The organism is Acidovorax sp. GW101-3H11 (assembly GCF_001633105.1).
Classification (GTDB): Bacteria; Pseudomonadota; Gammaproteobacteria; order Burkholderiales; family Burkholderiaceae_C; genus Acidovorax.
The window spans coordinates 101129-120341 of the sequence record NZ_LUKZ01000013.1 but is presented as its reverse complement, the minus strand read 5'-3'; the positions used below and the strand labels follow the sequence as shown (position 1 = coordinate 120341).

At 64.6% G+C, this 19213-nt stretch carries 12 protein-coding genes; 4 read left to right on the top strand and 8 right to left on the bottom strand.

Features of this window, described 5'->3' with window-relative positions:
- Positions 1 to 3: 3 nt before the first annotated feature.
- The 5 genes from A1D30_RS14850 to cysC all read right to left on the bottom strand — a co-directional run bounded on the left by A1D30_RS14850 (position 4) and on the right by cysC (position 10167).
- On the bottom strand, positions 4 to 1800 hold the full coding sequence (locus A1D30_RS14850) for a type I secretion system permease/ATPase (protein ID WP_242421902.1): 1797 nt from the start codon (positions 1798 to 1800) through the stop codon (positions 4 to 6).
- 36 nt (positions 1801 to 1836) lie between these two features.
- Complete coding sequence (locus tag A1D30_RS14845) at positions 1837 to 2568, bottom strand: hypothetical protein (protein WP_063461492.1); 732 nt, start codon at positions 2566 to 2568, stop codon at positions 1837 to 1839.
- 107 nt (positions 2569 to 2675) lie between these two features.
- Positions 2676 to 8690 carry a DUF4347 domain-containing protein gene (locus tag A1D30_RS26655; protein ID WP_063461491.1) on the bottom strand — a complete coding sequence of 2005 codons (6015 nt, stop codon included), beginning with the start codon at positions 8688 to 8690 and terminating at the stop codon, positions 2676 to 2678.
- Positions 8691 to 8760: 70 nt separating this feature from the next.
- On the bottom strand, positions 8761 to 9621 hold the full coding sequence (locus tag A1D30_RS14835; protein ID WP_063461490.1) for a sulfotransferase: 861 nt from the start codon (positions 9619 to 9621) through the stop codon (positions 8761 to 8763).
- A gap of 27 nt (positions 9622 to 9648) precedes the next feature.
- Positions 9649 to 10167 carry an adenylyl-sulfate kinase gene (gene cysC, locus A1D30_RS14830; protein WP_063461489.1) on the bottom strand — a complete coding sequence of 173 codons (519 nt, stop codon included), beginning with the start codon at positions 10165 to 10167 and terminating at the stop codon, positions 9649 to 9651.
- A 395-nt stretch (positions 10168 to 10562) separates the two neighbouring features.
- On the opposite strand from cysC, the gene A1D30_RS14825 reads away from it, so the two are divergent.
- The 4 genes from A1D30_RS14825 to A1D30_RS25535 all read left to right on the top strand — a co-directional run bounded on the left by A1D30_RS14825 (position 10563) and on the right by A1D30_RS25535 (position 14313).
- Positions 10563 to 12908 (top strand): NADP-dependent malic enzyme, encoded by a 2346-nt coding sequence (locus A1D30_RS14825; protein WP_063461488.1) that lies wholly within the window; start codon positions 10563 to 10565, stop codon positions 12906 to 12908.
- 243 nt (positions 12909 to 13151) lie between these two features.
- Positions 13152 to 13559, top strand: a complete 408-nt coding sequence (locus A1D30_RS14820) for a ribonuclease (protein ID WP_063461578.1) — start codon at positions 13152 to 13154, stop codon at positions 13557 to 13559.
- 140 nt (positions 13560 to 13699) lie between these two features.
- On the top strand, positions 13700 to 14125 hold the full coding sequence (locus tag A1D30_RS14815; protein ID WP_063461487.1) for a barstar family protein: 426 nt from the start codon (positions 13700 to 13702) through the stop codon (positions 14123 to 14125).
- Positions 14104 to 14313 (top strand): hypothetical protein, encoded by a 210-nt coding sequence (locus tag A1D30_RS25535; RefSeq protein ID WP_094289781.1) that lies wholly within the window; start codon positions 14104 to 14106, stop codon positions 14311 to 14313. The genes A1D30_RS14815 and A1D30_RS25535 overlap by 22 nt, the downstream gene beginning before the upstream one ends.
- A gap of 233 nt (positions 14314 to 14546) precedes the next feature.
- On the opposite strand, the gene rsmA is transcribed toward A1D30_RS25535, so the two are convergent.
- The 3 genes from rsmA to A1D30_RS14800 form a co-directional block, all read right to left on the bottom strand.
- Positions 14547 to 15326: a 16S rRNA (adenine(1518)-N(6)/adenine(1519)-N(6))-dimethyltransferase RsmA gene (gene rsmA, locus A1D30_RS14810; protein ID WP_063461486.1), complete on the bottom strand. Its 780-nt coding sequence runs from the start codon at positions 15324 to 15326 to the stop codon at positions 14547 to 14549.
- Between the two features lie 68 nt (positions 15327 to 15394).
- Positions 15395 to 16822 (bottom strand): peptidylprolyl isomerase, encoded by a 1428-nt coding sequence (locus A1D30_RS14805; RefSeq protein ID WP_063461485.1) that lies wholly within the window; start codon positions 16820 to 16822, stop codon positions 15395 to 15397.
- Between the two features lie 4 nt (positions 16823 to 16826).
- On the bottom strand, positions 16827 to 19187 hold the full coding sequence (locus tag A1D30_RS14800; protein WP_199865995.1) for an LPS-assembly protein LptD: 2361 nt from the start codon (positions 19185 to 19187) through the stop codon (positions 16827 to 16829).
- Positions 19188 to 19213 lie beyond the last annotated feature (26 nt).

Genomic DNA, 19213 nt, shown 5'->3' with positions numbered 1-19213 from the left:
GGGTCAGGCGGCACGCGGCGCGATGGCGGCAACCGGAGTACCCGCAGAAGCATTTCGCAATGCCGCCAGCACATCATCTCGGGGGCCAAAGGCCTGCTGCCCCCCACCCTGCATGATGAGCAATTTATCCGCCACCGCCAGCACGCTGGGCAGATGGGTCATCACCACAAAAGTGGTGCCCCGGGCCTTGAACTCCTGCAAAGCCCGGCTCAATGCAATGTTGCCCACCTCGTCCAGGCTGGCGTTGGGCTCGTCCAGTACGACAAAAACCGGATTGCCATAGAGGGCACGTGCCAGCGCGATTCGCTGGCGTTGCCCGCCGGAGAGCATCACGCCGGCCGCTCCCACAGGGGTGGCATAACCTTGTGGGAGCAATGTGATCCAGGTGTGCACACCCACCGCCTGTGCGGCATCCACCATGGCCTTTTCGTCTACCTCGCCAAAGCGGACGATGTTCTCGCCTAGCGTGCCTTCCAGCAGTTCAACGTCCTGCGGCACATAACCCACGTAGGGCCCCAGCTCCGCCTTGTTCCACACACTGACATCCACTCCGTCCAGCCGGACGCTGCCCGCCACGGGAGGCCACAGCCCCATCAGCATGCGGGCCAATGTGGTCTTGCCCGCAGCAGACGCGCCCAGGACCGCAAGCACTTCCCCTGGTTGCAATGAAAAGGCAACCCCTTTGACAAAAGGCGGTGCACCAGCAGAAGCCCCTGCGACCAGGCTCTCCACCGTCACACGGCCCCGTGGCTTGGGCAGTGGCATCCCCTGCACAGGGGGCGGCAACCGCTCAAGAAGCTGCCCAAGCCGCCCCCATGCAGCCTGCGCCTGCACCACCGCACGCCACTGCGACACCATTTGCACCAGAGGCGCCAGTACACGCCCGCCTAGCACCGACCCCACGATCAGCATCCCAGGCCCGCCGAGCAACTGGTCATGCATCAAAAGCCAGGCACCCAAGCCCAAAAGCGCCGACGACAAAGTCGTCTGCAGCATCTTGCCCAGCGCTTGCAACACCCCTGCACGGTCAGACGCCAGTGACTGCAATCCCAGACCCTCCTCGTGCTGCGCCAACCAGCGGCGGCGCATGTCTTTCTCCATGCCCATGGCCGCAATCACGTCGCTGTGGCGCAAGGTGCCATCCACATAGGCCCGCGCGCCCGTATCCGACTGATTGGCCCGCAGCAAGGCTGGACTGGTGCTGCGCTCGTTCAGCCACGAAAGGCCAACCTGCAGCAGAGCACCAGCGAGGGATACCCACCCCAGCAGTGGATGAATCACAAACAGAAGAACCAACATCACCAGGGCCACCGGCGTTTCCATCGCAGCCCCGAGTGCAGGTCCGTGAAAAAAGTCACGCACGGCCCGCAAATCAATCAAGGGCTGGGCTCCCGCAGCCCCCCCCTGCCTCAGATGCGCAGCATGAATGGCTGTGAAAACACGGGGGGCCAACGCACGGTCCAGGGCCGCACCCGCCTCACGCAAGGTTTCCGAACGTGCCCATTCCAGTACTTCCATCACACCGATGGCCAAAAATACGGCCAGCGTCAGCATGGCGAGGGTCATGGCGTTGCGGCTATTCACCACACGGTCGTACACCTCGAACATGTAGACAGTAGGCGCCAGAACCAGAAGCCCCGCCAGCACACTCAGGCAGAGAGCCCGCCAAAAATAGGGCATAAGCCTTGCCAGAGCCTGGTGGATTTCGGGTGGCGCTGCAGATACGGACATGCGGAAAAGATCTGGTGAATGTGTACTCTTCTGTGCACACAGTACAAAAGCCCGGCCTTGCCAATGCAAAGCCAGGCCCTAGGTTGGTTTTAATTGTCTGTGAAATTACTTTGCCAAGAAGAGCGCAGCCCCCCGGGACTCGTCCGCACTCGCCACCACCACCGTCAGCCCATTCTTGGCCACGTTGAGCGTACCCACCCCGTTGAATGTGGTCTTGCTGCCATCCGCACAGCTTTCATTGAAGCTCACGCCGTAAGCTGCTGTGGCGGCCAGCGCCGCCACGCTGCCAGCATAGGTGCATCCGGTGGTGGACGTGCCAGTCATGTTGCCGGTGGTGGTGAGGCTCCACTGCACGGTCTGGGCATTGCCGCCCAATGTGGCACTCCAGTTGCCCTGCACTTCCGCCTGGACTGCAGGGGTCGCCAGGGTGTCGCTTTGGGTCAGGGTCCCTGTGCTCAGGCCCGTGAATGCAATCGTCTTGGGGCTGGCCGCAAGTGCCGCGTTGACCTGGCCTGTCACCGCCTGGCCTGTGGCATTGCCTTGCCCCAGGGCGTAGCTTTTTCCATTGGCGCTGCTGTCACTGCGCACCACCAGCTTGACCAATCGACTGGCATCCTGGGCCAGCAGCCAGGCGTTGGCAGCTCCGTTGGCGTCGGGCACCACCACAGCGGTTGTGGCTGGAGCCACGCCCGCAGCGGTGACCCAGCGGCCTTTGAGTTGGGCGGGGTCGATGGTCGGACCCGAGCCGCCTCCGCCGCCTCCGCAGGCCGCCAGCAGCCCCCCCAGGGCCAGTGTGAGTGCGGTGGCTGGGAGTTTGCGTGCGATTGCAGTGGGCATTAGTGTTTGCATGTGCGTCTGTGTTTGTGTTTGTGTTGTCACGAGTGGTTTCAGTGCCATGTTGTCAGCTCTCAGAAGATAGGGCGAAGCAGGTATGCAGGTGCCGCTCAGAACCAGAAGGGATGGTGCCCGATGTCCGGAGCGAGTCCCACGATCGACAGCGGCATGTGCCCCGGCGCCCCCGGGTCCGTGATGATCCCATCCACCTTGCCGTCTGCGTCGAACTGCCCTCCGTCCGTGATCTGGAAGTCCAGGCGTGTGCGCCCCCCTTCCATCACCACCTTGCCGCCATAGGGCTCGCTCGCCAGGTTTACCCAGGTGCCGCTGGCGTCCTGCTTCCAGTAGCCGTTGACCCCCAGTGCCGGGTCCAGGTACAGGCTGAAGCTTTCGCTGCTCTTGCCCTGTGCCAGCTCCACCGTGAAGCTGACCAGCCCGATGGGGGTCTGCAGCCCTGCCGGTGCATCCGCTGGCGCGTCTTTCTGTGTCAGGCTGGTGATGCGGGAGTTGTCGTTGCTGACCAGCCCGATGGGGGTCTGCAGCCCTGCCGGTGCATCCGCTGGCGCGTCTTTCTGTGTCAGGCTGGTGATGCGGGAGTTGTCGTTGCCGCTGCCCACCTTGCCGTTCTGGCTGCTGGCCACCAGGGTGGTGAAGGTGGGTGGGGCATTGCCCGGGTTGCTCTCGCCTGTGGGGCTGAGCACGAAGCCGACGGAGCCTACCGAGGGCTGCTCGCTGTCCTTGATGCCGTCTCCGTTGCCGTCTCCGGGGGTAATGTTGCCGCCCGGGCCGGGGATACCGGGGGCCTGGTCTTCCACCGGGCCGGGGATGCCGTCGTTGTCGGGCACGCCGGGCGTAGGAGGAACCGGGGTTGGTGTAGGAGGGACCGGGGTCGGATCAGGGTCTGCCGGGGTGAGGTTGGTCACAGGCCGGGCTGCGAAGCTGACGGCGTCGTTGCCTGCTGCATCCTGAACGGCATTGATATCGTTGCCTGCCGTGGGGTCGGTATAGGCCACGGTGACGATCTGGCCGGCTCCCACAACGAATGCAAGGGTCAGGGTGACGGTCTTGGCGGCTGCGTTGACTGCTACGCCGGTGACCGCGTTGGCTGAGCCTCCCGCCATTACCACAAAGGCGCCGTTGGCTGCGGTGTTGACTGCGTCCAGCGTGGTCACCTCGGTGTAGCTCAGGACCAGCTGGTTGGCAGTAACGGTGGCTGTGTTCACCACCGGGGGCGTGGTGTCGGGGGTGGTGTTGGTGACAGGGGTCACACCCAGGCTGGGAGCGTCGTTGCCTGCTGCATCCTGGATGGCGTTGGCGTCGTTGCCTGCCGTGGGGTCGGTATACGCCACAGTGACCACTTCGGCAAAGCCCACCGGCGTCGTCAACGTCAGGGTCACGGTTTTGGCGGGACCGTTCACTGCCACGCCGGTCACGGTGTTGGCGACTCCACCGGCGACCACGGCGAAGGCGCCCGCGCCTGCCACGTTGATGGCATCCAGGTCACTGGCGTCGGTATAGGTCAGCACCAGGCTGGCGCCATTGACGCTGGCCGAGGCCCACACGGGGGCATCGGGGTCGTTGCCACTGACTGTGATGCCGTTGCCAAACAGGTCGGCGATGACCACAGCGACGGCTGCACCGGTGTTCCAGTCTTCCAGCATGCCGATGTTGTAGGTCGTGGTGTCGGTGGATGACGTTCCGTCCTTGTTCAGGCGCAGAGCCAGTGCTGCCTTGTCATTAGCGCTCATGGTGAGCGTGAAGCTGGTGTTGGACGTGATGTCCACGTTGGACGTGTCGGTCAGCGTGTAGTTGAACGCGCCTTGTCCCAGGAAGCGGATACGGTTTGCAGTGATGTCGTTGTTTGCGCCGCTCAATGTCAGGAAGTTGCTGCCGGTCACGACCAACACACCGGTACCCACGTTGTAGGTAGCACTGGTGACGGTAGGTGCGACCACATTGGTGACAGTGATGCCGTTGCCGGTGGGGTCAGCGATGACCACCGCAGCGTCAGCACCTGCGCTCCAGTCCTCTGCGGCGATGAGGTTGTAGGTGTTGGCACTGGTGGAGCTAGTGCCGTTCTTGTTCATGAGGAGGTTGGCACCCAGTCTGTCCGCCCCGCTCAGGCTCAGGGTGAAGCTGGTGGCGGAGGTGATCTCCACGTCTGCCGTGGTGGTCAGTGCGTAACTGGCTCCGCCTTCGCCTTGCAGGCTGAATTTGTTGGCAACGATGTCGTTGACGGCCCCCGCCCGGCTGGAGAACCCGGTGCCGGTGACGACGAGCGCTCCGGTGCTGGCGTTGTAGGTGGCGGAGGTGATGGCGGGTACTGCAACGTTGCTGACGGTGAGTGCGCTGGTGGCGTCGGCAATGTTGCCCCCCGTGACCACGCTGTTCCAGTCGTCCGCCGCTGCCAGGTTGTAGGTGCTGCCGCCTGTGGATGTGGTGCCGTTCTTGTTGAGCAGGGCTTCGACGGCGGCCTGATCGGCGCCGGTCAGGGTGACGCTGAAGCTGGTGGCCGAGGTCACTTCCACATTGCCTGTGGTGCTCAGGATGCGGGTGGCTGCGCCTTCTCCTGCAATGGTGAGCGTGCTGACGGTGATGTCGTTGGTGGCACCGATGGTCTGGACCAGGCCGGTGCCGGTGACGGTCAGCACGTGGGTGCTGGCATCGTAGGTGGCGCTGGTGATGGTGGGGGCCGTGACGTTCGATACCGTCACGCCGTTGCCGGTGAGGTCTGCGCTGCTGGTGCGGCTGGCATCCCAACTGGCGGCCGCCGCCAGGTTGAAGGTGGTGGTGTCTACCGCGCTCGTGCCGTTGTTGTTCAGGATGCCGTTGACGGCCAGTTGGTCTGCTGCGTTGAGCGTGACCGTGAAGGCGGTGCTGCTGCTGGCAGTGACGTTGGCGCTGGTGAGGGTGTAGCTGCCGCCCTGGCCTGCCAGCGCAAGCTTGCTCACGTCGATGGTGTCACCGCCCACGATGTTGGCTGCCGTGACGGAGAGAATTCCGGTGGCAGCGTCGTACGTAGAGGAAAGGATGCTGGGCGCAGCATTGGCGACGGTGATGCCGTTGCCGCTGAGGTCGGCAATGTTGCCACCGGTGATCACGCTGTTCCAGTCGTCTGCCGCTGCCAGGTTGTAGGTGGTGGCACCGGCCGAGCTGGTGCCGTTCTGGTTGAGCAGTGCATCAACTGCAGCAATGTCGGCGCCCGCCAGGGTGAAGGTGAAGCTGGTGGCGCTGGTGATTTCTACATTGCCGGTGGTGGACAGGGTGCGCATAGCGCCACCCTCGCCGGTGATCGTCAATGTGGAAATCGTGACGTCGTTGGTCGCACCGGTGGTCTTGACCAGGTTGGTGCCGGTGACGGTGAAGACGTGGGTGGCGCCGTCATAGGTGGCCGATGTGATGGTGGGAGCCGAAACATTCGATACCGTCACGCCGTTGCCGGTGAGGTCTGCGCTGCTGGTGCGGCTGGCATCCCAACTGGCGGTCGCCGCCAGGTTGAAGGTGGTGGTGTCTACCGCGCTCGTGCCGTTGTTGTTCAGGATGCCGTTGATGGCCAGCTTGTCGGCGGCATTCAGCGTAACCGTGAACGACGTAGCGCTGACTGCGGTGACATTGGCGCTGGTGAGGGTGTAGCTGCCGCCCTGGCCTGCCAGCGCAAGCTTGCTCACGTCGATGGTGTCGCCGCCAACGATGTTGGCTGCCGTGACGGAGAGAATTCCGGTGGCAGCGTCGTACGTAGAGGAAAGGATGCTGGGCGCAGCATTGGCGACGGTGATGCCGTTCCCCGTGAGGTCGGCGATGTTGCCGCCGGTGATCACGCTGTTCCAGTCGTCGGCCGCTGCGATGTTGTAGGTGGTTGAGCTGCTGGCAGACGAGGTGCCGTTCTGGTTGAGCAGTGCATCGACTGCAGCAATGTCGGCACCCGCCAGCGTGAAGGTGAAGCTGGTGGCGCTGGTGATTTCTACATTGCCGGTGGTGGACAGCACGCGTGTAGCGCCGCCTTCGCCCGTGATCGTCAATGCGGAAACCGTGATGTCGTTGGTCGCACCGACGGTCTTGACCAGGTTGGTGCCAGTGACGGTGAAGACGTGAGTGGCGCCGTCGTAGGTGGCCGATGTGATGGTGGGGGCCGTGACGTTGCTGACGGTGATGCCGTTGCCCGTCAGGTCGGCCGCCGCTGAAGCCGTAACGTCCCAATTGGCCGCTGCCGCCAGGTTGAAGGTGGTGGTGTCTACCGCCGTCGTTCCGTTGCTGTTCAGGATGCCGTTGATGGCCAGTTTGTCTGCTGCGTTGAGCGTGACCGTGAAGCTGGTGGCACTCGAAGCGGTGACGTTGGCGCTGGTGAGGGTGTAGCTACCGCCCTGGCCTGCAAGGCTCAGCTTGCTCACGTCGATGGTGCCACCGTTGCTCATGGCAACGCCGGTGACCACAAGCGTGCCGGTGCTGGCGTCGTAGGTGGCACTGGTCAGGCTAGGGGGAACATAGTTAGTAACCGTGGTGCCGCCACTGGTGGTGTAGATGGTCGAGGTGGACGCGCCGTCGGCACCGTTGACGTTCATGCCGCCGGCTGCCTTGCCCCCCAGGCCACCCGCGCCGACGTTACCGCTGGCCAGGGTATTGAAGCTGGTGTTGTCCGTGCGCACGGTGCCGCCGGCGTTCCAGATGGCACCGACCCCGGCACCGCCCGCCCCGCCGTTGCCTACCCGATTGCCAGGACCTGTGGCCGCGTAGTCGGAGACACCGCCACCACCACCACCACCAGCCCCCAAGTTGTTGGTCAGGCTGCTGTTGACGATGGTCAGGATGCCGCTGCTGGTGTTGTAGATCCCCCCCGCAGCGGCGCCACCCTTGCCGCCGACGGCAGAAACACCGCCGCCGCCGCCGCCACCACCAATGCTGGTGCTGCCGTTGTTGGCCGTCCCACCCCCGCCCCCTGCGGTATAGCCGGTGGTGTTGTTGCCATCACCGCTGTAACTGCCCCCCGCACCGCCGGCCGCGCCGCCGCCACGCCCCCCGAAGGAGCTGGTACCGCCCGCGCCATTGCCGCCGTTGATGCCGGAAGCGGGCGTGGGCGAAATGCCGGCGCCAACACTGGTACCGCCGGAGCCGCCAGAGGTCGTTCCAAAACCACCGCCGCCACCGCCGCCGCCGCCGTAGTAGCCACCGGAGTCGCCACCGCCACCACCGCCACCGGACGCCTTGTTGCCGGTAATGGTGCTGTTGGTGATGGTGAGTACGCCCGCGTTGTAGATACCGGCCCCCACGCTATCGGGTGCGGGCATGCTCTCGTTGCCACCATTGCCGACGATCAGGCCATTGCGGATGGTGATGTTATCCAGCGCGACCTTGGAGTTGGCGCCGCTGGTGTTCACGTCAAGAATCCGAGCCTTGTTGGCCCCGTCGATGGTGAAGCCACCGCCAACGATCTGCAGGGTGTGGCCGTCGGTGACGGTGATGGAAACGGTGTCGATGAAGCCGGTGAAAGTGATGTTGCCGGTGAGGGTGATCACGTCGTCGACGTTATCGGAAACACCCGTGGTAATAGCGGCCTTCAAATCAGCGAGGTTGTTCACCGAGGTGGTCACCAACAGATGATCGTAAGTGTCCAATTGCGGCAGGTTCAATGCACTGCTATTTGCCACTTCACCGGTAGCAACTTCCAAGTCCCAGTCACCACCGCGCACAGCACCTGCTGTGCTGTCGTCTGAGGCCGCCACATCGGCACCTGTCATTTCTGCCAACGATCGCAGGAACTGCGCACCCACATCGCCTGCCCCCACGTCACAGCCGTACAAAAGTAGGTCGCCGTCAGGATGGAGGGCAGCTCCAATCGTCTTCAGCTCGGCTTCGTACTGTTGAAGATTCCCGCTGAACAGGGGGCCGTTGCCCAGCAGCAGCACCCCCTCGTCTCCGTGCGACACCACACTGATGGACGCCAGGCCATGCAGCCCCTCCAGTGCCTTGGCCATCTGCGCCACGCCACTTTCGCTGGGGTCCAGGATGACCACCTTCACTCCGGGCCGGGCGGCGGCCATGATGGCCTGCAAGTCCGGCACCCGGCTGTCAATGAAGAGCACCTCTTGTGCAGGCGATGGGAGGGCGGCGGATGTGTGGTCAGTGGTCATGATTTTTTGGAATAAATTTCGGCTTCTGCGCCTGTCAGCATTGCAAAGTTAGCTATCAATATCGAAGCAATCAATGATTCTCGGTCGAAGCGGAGGGTTTGGCCGTGATCACATTGGCCCTGCTATGGGCCTGGTCCTGCCAGAACGACAGCTTGCTGTATTGCTCGAACAGGTCTGGCGGCAGGATGCTCTCGCGTCGCTGCAGTCCCACCTGCGGGCGCACCTGGTGCAAGCCGTGCAACCCCAGAGCTTCGTCAAACTCGGGGGCGTCGTATTTCACCTGCTCAAAGTTGTGCGCGTACTCGGGCTCGCCCAAGAACTGGTAGATCAAGGGCAGCACCTTTTGGGGCGCCTGCGCCAGCAGGTCGTAGTCCACCAACAACAGTGAACTGGCGTGTTCGCCGTAGAAGGCTTCTTTGAGCGCTGTCCAGGGGTAGCCGACCATGCGGTTGCGCTGGGCAAGCGTATCTACACGGCTGTAGACGGTGTTGCGCTCGGTGTCGTCGTTGAACAGGCGGGTGATCTCGTAGGGGTTGGCGCGGTATCTGCGTTCTATGCTGTCCATCACCCATGCCACGTTGCGCACGCAGGCAATCAGTTTGGCCCCCGGAAAGAGGTCCATGAGGGCAGGCATTTGCGCGCTCCACATGCGGTTGGTGTCAAAGATGACTTCTTTTTCGCCCACCTGGTCTGCGTAGTAGCTGTCAAACAGCCCCCGCGACAGCCGCCTGCGTTGCTCTTTGGTGACCACGGGGCCAAACTCGCTGCCCGCACCCAGTTGGTTGAGCATGCCCTTGAACAAACCGCCGACCGGGCTTGTCATACCCGCGTGGAATCGGGGGTTCTGCAGCAGCAGGGCTGACAACAGGGTGGAGCCCGAGCGGGGCAGGCCTGTGATGAAGTGGTAGCGGGGAGAGGCCAAGAGGGTCATGAATTGGTAGAGGGTGAACGTGGATGCCTAGGCCCGGAGCAGTTGCTGCACGGCAACTTGCAGGTCGGTCTGGCTGGTGTCTATGCGCAACGCGGGAGACCCCGGGGCCTCATAGCCCGCATGTATACCGGTCATCTGTGTCAGCTGGTTCGCCCTTGCCCGTGCATAGAGGCCCTTGGGGTCGCGTTTTTCGCAAACTTCCAGCGGAGTGCTGACGTGGACTTCCTTGCAGCGGTCCACGCCGATCGTGGCGTACGCTGCCGCGCGTGCTGGTGCTGCAGGAGAAACCATCGCAACGACCGCATGGATGGCGTTGGCATTGAGCAGCTGGGCCATGTGCGCCGCCCGGCGAACGTTCTCTGCACGGCTGGCTTCGTCAAATCCCAGGTCTTTGCACAGGCCCGTGCGCAGTTCGTCGCCGTCAATCACGCAGGCGGGCTCTCCGCGCTCACGCAAGGCTGCTGCCAAGGCCTGTGCCAGGGTGGTTTTTCCGGCGCCCGGCAGGCCCGTGAGCCACCAGGTGGTGGCCGTTTCTGGTTTCTTCATAAAAAGGGGCACTCAGCATTCCTGCGGGTTCAGCAGGCATCGCGTTGGGGCACTCAAGGCCCCAGCCTCCATCGATTAACAATGTGGAGACCATGGGTTTTAACCAATGCCCCCTCCGTTGTCACTCTTTATTTCTCTGAAAAATCATGCCCCATACATACAACATGTCGGCATTGATCAATCCTTCAACCAGGGAGATCCAAAGCAGGTGTCCACGTGGAGTGAGGAAAGTCACAACACCTGCACCCACATAAGCAGATTCGCTTACTAGGGTTTTTACCGCCCGCCCCCTACAATCGCAGACCCTTACAAAGCTGACAGCCCGCTGCAGCCCACTGCGGCACGGTTTTTTGCTTCTATCCTGACTGACTGATTGACTGCGCTGGAGACACTGAATGCCCGAGAACACCACGGCCGAGAACAACAACAGCCATTCCGACAAACGCGCCCAGTTGCGCCGTGCCGCTCTCGAATACCACGAGTTTCCCAAGCCGGGCAAGCTGGCGATTGCGGCCACCAAGCAGATGATCAACCAGCACGATCTCGCGCTGGCGTACTCGCCCGGTGTGGCTGCCCCCTGCGAAGAGATCGTCAAGGACCCGGCCAACGCCTTCCGCTACACCGCGCGCGGCAACCTGGTGGCCGTAATCTCCAATGGCACGGCCGTTCTGGGCCTGGGTGACATCGGCGCGCTGGCCTCCAAGCCGGTGATGGAAGGCAAGGCCGTTCTGTTCAAGAAGTTTGCGGGCGTGGATGTGTTCGACATCGAGATCGATGAGAAGGACCCCGCCAAGCTGGTGGAAGTGATCGCTGCGCTGGAGCCGACCTTTGGGGCTGTGAACCTCGAAGACATCAAGGCCCCGGACTGCTTCTATGTGGAGCGCGAGCTGCGCAAGCGCATGAAGATCCCGGTCTTCCACGACGACCAGCACGGCACGGCCATCACGGTGGCGGCCGCCATCGTGAACGCGCTCAAGGTGGCCAACAAGAAGATCGAGGACGTGAAGCTCGTGACGAGCGGCGCGGGTGCAGCGGCGCTGGCCTGCCTGAACCTGCTGCTCAAGGTGGGCGTGCAGCGCAAGAACGTGTTTGTCACCGACTTGGCGGGCGTGGTCTATGAAGGCCGCGAAGAGCTGATGGACGACGACAAGCGCCAGTTCATGCAGAAGACCGACGCGCGCAAGCTGGCCGAGGTGATGGTCGGCGCCGACGTGTTCCTGGGCCTGTCGGCCGGCAACGTGCTCAAGCCCGAGATGGTGGCCACCATGGCCGAGCGCCCGGTGATCTTCGCGCTGGCCAACCCCAACCCCGAGATCACGCCCGAGCTGGCGCACAGCGTGCGCAGCGACATCATCATGGCCACGGGCCGGTCGGACTATCCGAACCAAGTGAACAACGTGCTGTGCTTCCCGTACATCTTCCGGGGTGCGCTGGATTGCGGCGCCACCACCATCACCGATGAGATGGAAATTGCCGCCGTGCACGCAATTGCCGAGCTGGCGCAGGCCGAGCAGAGCGAAGTGGTGGCTGCGGCCTATGTGGGCGAGAAGCTCACCTTCGGCCCCGAGTACCTGATCCCCAAGCCGTTCGACCCGCGCCTGATGATGAAGATCGCGCCCGCTGTGGCCCAGGCGGCCATGGACAGCGGCGTGGCGCAGCGACCCATCGCCGACATGGACGCCTACCGCGAGCGGCTGCAGACCTTTGTGTATGCCTCGGGGACGACGATGAAGCCCATCTTCGACGCGGCCCGCAATGCCGCCAAGAAGCGTGTGGCCTATGCTGAAGGTGAAGAGGAGCGCGTGCTGCGCGCCGCACAGATCGTGGTGGACGAAAAAGTCGCCCGCCCCACGCTGATCGGCCGCCCCGCCATCATCGCCCAGCGCATCGAAAAGTTTGGCCTGCGCCTGAAGGAAGGCGTGGACTACGACGTGGTCAACACCGACTTCGACCACCGCTACAACGACTTCTGGCAGACCTACCACCGCATGACGGAGCGCAAGGGCATCACCCAGCAGGTCGCCAAGATCGAAATGCGCCGCCGCCTGACACTGATCGGTTCGATGATGCTGCACAAGGGCGAGGTGGACGGCCTGATCTGCGGTACCTGGGGCACCACCGCCAACCACCTGCTCTACATCGACCAGGTGATCGGCAAACACGCGGGCGGCGCCGACAGCACCGCGCAGGATGTGCCGGTGTACGCCTGCATGAACGGCCTGATGCTGCCCGGCCGCCAGGTGTTCCTGGTGGACACCCACGTCAACTACGACCCCACGCCGCAGGAGCTGGCGGAGATCACTGCCCTGGCCGCCGAAGAAATGATGCGTTTTGGCATCAAGCCCAAGGCCGCGCTGCTGTCGCACTCCAACTTTGGCACCAGCAACCACCCCAGCGCCGTGAAGATGCGCCAGACGCTGGAGCTGCTGCGCCAGCAGGCGCCCTGGCTGGAAGTGGACGGCGAAATGCATGGCGATGTGGCGCTGGACGGCAAGGCCCGCGCGGCCCTCATGCCCAGCAGTGAACTCACGGGCGATGCCAATCTGCTGGTGTTCCCCAACATTGATGCCGCCAACATTGCCTACAACCTGCTCAAGACCGCAGCCGGTGGCGGCATTGCGATCGGCCCCGTGCTGCTGGGTGCGGCCAAGCCCGTCCATATCCTGACACCCAGCGCCACCGTGCGCCGGATTGTCAATATGACAGCCTTGACCGTGGCCGATGCCAACGTGTCGAGATAAGTCAAAAAGCGGTAGCAAGTGCTAACTTAAAGCACTTAACCAACCCTTCAGCGTCTGCCCAATCTTTGTGCAGACGCTTGCTTTTTGGGGGCCGTTGAGCGACACTAGCGGCTCGAAATTTCGGGTTAACCCGTAGGTTTCTGGACGCTGGACTTATGCAAGCAAGGGGGCATGAAGCGCGTTATCAAAGAACAAGCGATCTGCCTGTTCTCGAATTGCATAAGTCGTGTGAAAGGTTCGTTGATGTTGAAGGCTGTAGCCACCCGGGCGCGCAAAGCAGGGTTTTTGTGTGTTTTGGGTGTTGCGTTCGTGTTGTCCCCGGCAATGGGGCACGCTCGAAACGCCCCGTCTACCGGCGGCGCCATCCCCCCCATCGCATTGGCCGAGTTGCCGCCCCAAGGGCGCGCCACGTATGCGCTGATCCGGGAAGGAGGGCCCTTTCCGTATGACAAGGACGGAACAGTTTTCGGCAACCGCGAGCGGCTGTTGCCCGCCCACAAGCGGGGCTACTACCGTGAGTACACCGTCAGAACACCAGGATCGCGCAACCGGGGAGCCCGGCGCATCGTGTGTGGCGGCAAGCCCCGGGTTCCGGATGCCTGCTACTACACCAGCGATCACTACGCCAGTTTTCGCGAAATCGTCGAGTGACACCCGTTGCGCTGCACGCAGGCCAGAGATACGCTGGCAGCGGTCAGCGCGCCCCCTTGAATCCCCCACCCGCAGGCTGCATTCCGCAGCCCTGCGGAGAGCCAGAAGTTTGTGGACTTTCTAAAGAAAGAGTAGCGGAGATGCAGACGCCACTTCGTAAAGACCTGGAAACGCCACTGCGTGGCGTGCGCACCAACATCGTGCAGTCCATTCGCGCCTTCCGCGTGCAGGACCTGCAGGATGCGGCCACCTCCATGGGTCATCATTTCTTGTATGCCAACCTGGCCCACGCGCAGTCCAAGCAGGATGTGCTGGACCTGATTGCCGCCCAGTTCACCTTCCCGTCGCATTTCGGCAAGAACTTCGACGCGTTGTACGACTGCATGACGGACCCCTTGCACAAATCGGGCCCGCAGCCAGGGTTCATCGTGGTGCTGGAGCAGATCCCCGCCACGGCCAAGTTCGACAAGGAAGCCCGCGAGCAGCTGCTCGACATCTTCCGCGACGCGGCGGACTACTGGGGCGACCGCAAGATCCCGTTCCGGTGTTTCTATTCTTTTCTGTAGCCCGTTCTGCATCCACCAGCCAAGCAGAACGGGCGAACGAGGCTACCGGCGCCCAGGAAGTCAAGGGCATCGAGATCCACGCGGAATCCGCCGAGAAAATGCCGACCGACAAGCTCGTGGACGTCTCCCCCATGGCGCTGCGCATGAGCAGCCCCTTCAACGCCGGTTACTGGCTCAGCGCCGCATAACTCGGTACATCCCCCTGAGCGGCTGCGCCGCTTCCCCCTTCTCTCGGCTTCGCCGGGAAGGGGGACGACACCAGCGCGGCGGGGCGGCCCTTGCGCGGTGTCACTGGCTTGGGGCCGTGCCGGTTGCCAGGGTCGTGGCGAAATGAGGCGCCGAAGCTGCAGGCACGACGCCATCGTATCCACAGCCAAAATGGCGCCTTGCGCGCGCCCATTAAGCGCTAATAGCTATCAATTTAAGAGAAATCCTGCGCCAGTGCCACGTATTCGGCCACGGGCACTTCCTCGGCGCGGCGCTGGGTGTCGAAGGTGCCAGCGAACTGGCGGGCTTCCAGCCAGCGGCCCAGGGTGTGGCGCAGCAGCTTGCGGCGCTGGCTGAAGGCGACCTGCACCAGTTCTTCCAGCACGGGCACCGACAGCGGCGCGGGCTCGGCATGGGGCACCATGCGCACCACGGCGCTGTCCACTCGCGGGGGCGGGTCGAAGCTCTCGGGCGGCACAAAAAGCACGTTCTCCATGGCGTAGCGCCATTGCAGCATCACCGACAGGCGGCCGTAGTCGCCCGTGGCGGGGCTGGCCACCATGCGGTCGATGACCTCCTTTTGCAGCATGAAGTGCTGGTCTTCGATGACCTGCACATGCGCGAGCAGGTGGAACAGGATGGGCGTGGAGATGTTGTAGGGCAGGTTGCCCACCACACGCAGCCGCAGCCCGGGCTGGCCAGCCTTCTCGCGCAGGGTCTGCGCCAGGGCCGTGAAATCCACCTTGAGCACATCGGACTCAATCACGTCGAGCTGGCCATGCAGTCGCAGGCGCAGTGCCAGGTCGCGGTCCAGTTCGATGACGGTGAGGCGCCCCAGGCGCTCCACCAGGGGCTGGGTCAGAGCCGCCAGGCCGGGCCCGATTTCGACCATGGGCTGGCCCGGCTGCGGGGCGATGGCCGAGACGATGCCGTCGATGATGCCGTGGTCGGACAGGAAATGCTGCCCGAAGCGCTTGCGGGGGATGTGTTTCAACGCGGCCTTGCCTGTCTTGTCACGGAAGTGGGGGATGGGTGTGCTGCTGCCAATGCTGCTGCCGATGTTTACTGGGGTGGCTCGCGGTACTCGACATACGCGCGCCCGCGCAGCTCCTGCGCCCAGGTGGCGTAGGCCTCGTCGAGTTTCTTCTCGCGCACGGCACCACGCGCCATCTCGCGCTGTTCGCGCTGGGTGAGCTTGGCCTCGCGGCGCTCCAGCAGCTGGACCAGGTGCACACCAAAACGCGACACCAGCGGCTCGCTGATCTCGCCGGGCTTGAGGGTGTCCAGGGCCTGTTCAAACTCGGGCACATAGCGGCCCGGGCTGGCCCAGCCCAGGTCGCCGCCGTCCTTGGCGCTGCCATCCTGCGAATGTTCGCGCGCCAGCGCCGCAAAGTCGGCCTGGCCCGCGAGCACGCGGCGGCGGTAGTCGGCCAGGCGGGTGGCGGCGGCGGTCTCGGACAGCTGGGGGCCGGTGCGCAGCAGGATGTGGCGGGCGTGGTTCTGCACCACGGTGGCGGGCATGCCCGCCGTGACCCGCTCCACCACCTTGAGCACGTGGAAGCCCGCCGGAGACCGCACGGGGCCCACGATGGAGCCCACGGGCAGGCCCAGCGTGGAGTTCACGAACAGCTCGGGGTAGCGGTCGGCCGGGCGCAGGCCCAGCAGGCCACCCGCGCGCTGCCCCTCGGCGGCGTCCGAAAACTCGCGCGCCACGGCGGCAAAGTCTTCACCGGCCCGCACCTTGTCGGCCGCGCGCTGGGCTCTGGCCTGGCGCTCGGCCACCTGCACGGGGCTGGCGTTCTCAGGCACCAGCACCAGCACATGGCCGAGGTTGATTTCCATCGCGGTGGGGTCCGTGCCTTTTTGCTCCTCGCGCAGGTACTGGTCCACGTCCAGGTCGGTCACCTTCACCCGCGCCTCCACCTCACGTTCGCGCAGGCGTTGCTGCAGCAGCTGGTTGCGCAGCTCTTCGCGGAAGCGTTCGCGGCTCATGCCGTCGCGGCCCAGGCGCGCATACAGCTGCTCCACGGTCATGTCGTTCTGGCGGGCGACGCCCTGTTCGGCCTGCGCCACCGCCATATCGTCCACCTTGATGCCGGATTCGCGCGCCTGCTGGAGCTGCACCTTCTCCACGATGATGCGTTCCAGCACCTCACGCGCGAGCAGGTCGCGCGGGGGCATGGCGCCGCCCTGCTTGGCCAGCTGGGCCTCGGCCCGCGCCAGGCGCGAACGCACTTCGTAGTTGGTCACGGGCTCGGAATTGACCACCGCCACGATGAAGTCGGCCGAGCGGGACGCCGCGCCCGCGCCAGGCGCGGGCAGCGTGATCGACGGCGCCGCCGGTGGGCGTGCCGAGGGCGAAGACGGTGCCGACAAGCCACTCTTGCCGGACGGCGACGCCCCCGAAGGACGCAGCCCCTGCGCCGCAGCGCCCTGCATGCTCATGGAGGCCAGGGTGGCGAGGGCCAGTGCAAAAACTCGGTGGTTCATGGCGTTAGTCGTAGTTGCTGAAACGGCTGGGCGTGGAGACCTGCTCGCGCAGGTTCTGGTAGCGCGGCACGTTGTTCTTGAAGGTTTCCAGCGGGCTGGAGCCCAGACTGAGGCGGGAGAATCCCACAAATTCGATCTGGAACAGCAGGCGGGTGTTGGACGTGGTCACGCTGCTCTGCAGGCGCTCCAGCACCACGCGGCCGATCCAGCAGCAGCTGTCGTACTCGAAGCCCACCACCGTGTCCACCAGTTTGCGGTCCTGCAGGCTGTAGTTCAGGCGGCCCACGCTGTACCAGCGCCCGCCGCCCTGGCCCCGGCCTGCGCCCAGGTCCTTGCCCTTGTCGCCCCACAGATCGTTCAACGGCCATTGCCAGCCGATGTCGATCTGTTCGCTGGTGCCCCGCTGCAGGCGGTAGGCCGCGCTCACGGTGCGGTAGTTGCCGGGGCTGTAGCGCGCGCCGATGGTCGAGCGGATGGAGCGGCCCGTCTTGGGGTTGTATTGCACGGTGGAGTCAAAGCCCCACTGCGGCGTCCAGGTGATGCCCGCGCCCAGCAGCAGGTCGGACAGGCGCTCGCTCACGGGCGCTACGCCCGGCAGGGTGACCTTCTGGTCTGAAAAACGCAGGCGCTGGGCGATGCCAAACCGTGCGGCCTCGGCACCCGTGTTCGGGTCCAGCAGCCGCGTGGTCACGCCCAGGGTGAGCAGGTTGTTGTCCGCCAGCCGGTCGTTGCCGCCAAAGGCGTTCTCGGTGTAGACGGTGGCAAAGTTGAAGTCGTTGGCCGCCGTGTCGTACACCGGCAGGCGGCTCTGGTCGCGGTAGGGCGTGTAGGTGTAGAACGCGCGCGGCTCCAGCGTCTGCAAAAAGGCGCGGCCAAAGTAGGCCGCGTCGCGCTCGAACACCAGGCCGCTGTCCAGGCTGAAGGTGGGCAGGGTGCGGCTGGCCGAGCGGTCGCCGTTCGCCAGCGGGCTGTCGAACTGGTAGGTGGTGGCGTGCAGCTGCAGGCGCGGCGTGATGAAGCCGCCGGGCGACAGGAACGGCCGGCTGATCTGCGCCATGGCGTAGCTGCGGTCGGCGTTGGGCTGGCCCGTGAGGGCGCGCGCGGCCTGGAAACGTGTGGTGTCCAGCTCCACGGTCGCATCGAAACCGCCATCCAGCTGCGACGGGGCATAGCGCCACTGCAGCTGCGGCATGCGGTCGTAGGGCGGCACGATGGGTGCGTTCACGTCCTGCAGCGTCTGCCACTTCAGGGTGCGCACGCGGGCGCTCATGTCGTTGCGGGCCCAGGACAGCGTGGCGTCGCCGGGCAGCAGGCGCTGGCGCAGCGGCTCGGAGGCGCGCCCAAAGTCGCGCCAGTAGTTGTCGTCGCTCACGCGGTTGATGTTCAGGTTCAGGCCCAGGCCACCGATGGCGGTGTCAAACGCACCCTGGTGCTGGCCCGAGAAGCTCCAGCGCAGGCGGTCCCGCAGCCGGTCAGCGGGCATCACGTCCGCGCTGACCTGGCCCGAGTACGTGGGCTCCAGGTAGCGGAACTCGCCGCCCAGGTTGGCGCCGCGTTTGGTCATCAGCGCGGCGCGCAGCGTGGCGTCGCGGTTGGGGGCGATGTTCCAGTAATAGGGCTGGATGTAGGCCACGCCGTCGCGGCTGTCGAGGCCGATGGTGGGCGGCAGCAGGCCCGACTTGCGCTTGTCCGACAGCGGGAAGGTGATGTAGGGGATGGGCAGCACCGAGATGCCCTTGAACTCCAGCACGGCGTTCTCGGCCGTGCCCACTTCTTCTTCGTTGTCCAGGCGCAGCGTACCTGCGCGCAACACCCAGTCGGGCTCCCAGCTTTCTTCGTTGCCGCGCTCGCAGGTGGTGTAGGTGGCGTTGTGCACCACGGCCCGGTAGCGGTCGATGAAGTCCACGCGCGTGGCATCGCCATGCGCCTGTGTGGCCAGGAACTGGTAGCGCGCGTCGCTGAAGAAACCTTCGAACGCATCCACGCGCAGCTCCAGCGCCGTGCCCTCGTAGACATTGCCCGCGCGGTTGATGCGCACCTTGCCGTTGGCCTTGGCCAGGTCTTCGGGCACGTTGTAGTCCAGCCGGTCGGCGTGGATCACGGTGTCGCCCCGGCGCAGCTCGGCGTTGCCCTCAATGAGCGCGTTCAGGTCGGTCTGGCCGCTGATGCGGTCACCCTTCACAAACACGGGCAGCTGGGGGCGCACGGCGTCGGGGATCTTTTCTTGCAGCAGGGGCGAGGTGCGCAGTGCGGGCGGGGCGTCCCAGGCGCTGGGCGCCGGGCCCTGGGCCAGGGCCGCCAGCGGCCAGCTGCAGCAGGCCAGCGCCACACCATAGGCCAGCGCGCGCGGCACCGGGGCGCGCAGGCGCGCTGCCTGTGCCGTGGCAGGCC

Excerpts from the sequence above, each read along its gene's own strand:
- A1D30_RS26655 (WP_063461491.1), bottom strand. The coding sequence starts at position 8,690 with ATGACCACTGACCACACATCCGCCGCCCTCCCATCGCCTGCACAAGAG.
- A1D30_RS14835 (WP_063461490.1), bottom strand. The coding sequence starts at position 9,621 with ATGACCCTCTTGGCCTCTCCCCGCTACCACTTCATCACAGGCCTGCCC.
- A1D30_RS14820 (WP_063461578.1), top strand. The coding sequence starts at position 13,152 with ATGTTGAAGGCTGTAGCCACCCGGGCGCGCAAAGCAGGGTTTTTGTGT.
- A1D30_RS14845 (WP_063461492.1), bottom strand. The coding sequence starts at position 2,568 with ATGCCCACTGCAATCGCACGCAAACTCCCAGCCACCGCACTCACACTG.
- A1D30_RS14805 (WP_063461485.1), bottom strand. The coding sequence starts at position 16,822 with ATGAACCACCGAGTTTTTGCACTGGCCCTCGCCACCCTGGCCTCCATG.
- A1D30_RS14825 (WP_063461488.1), top strand. The coding sequence starts at position 10,563 with ATGCCCGAGAACACCACGGCCGAGAACAACAACAGCCATTCCGACAAA.
- cysC (WP_063461489.1), bottom strand. The coding sequence starts at position 10,167 with ATGAAGAAACCAGAAACGGCCACCACCTGGTGGCTCACGGGCCTGCCG.
- A1D30_RS14815 (WP_063461487.1), top strand. The coding sequence starts at position 13,700 with ATGCAGACGCCACTTCGTAAAGACCTGGAAACGCCACTGCGTGGCGTG.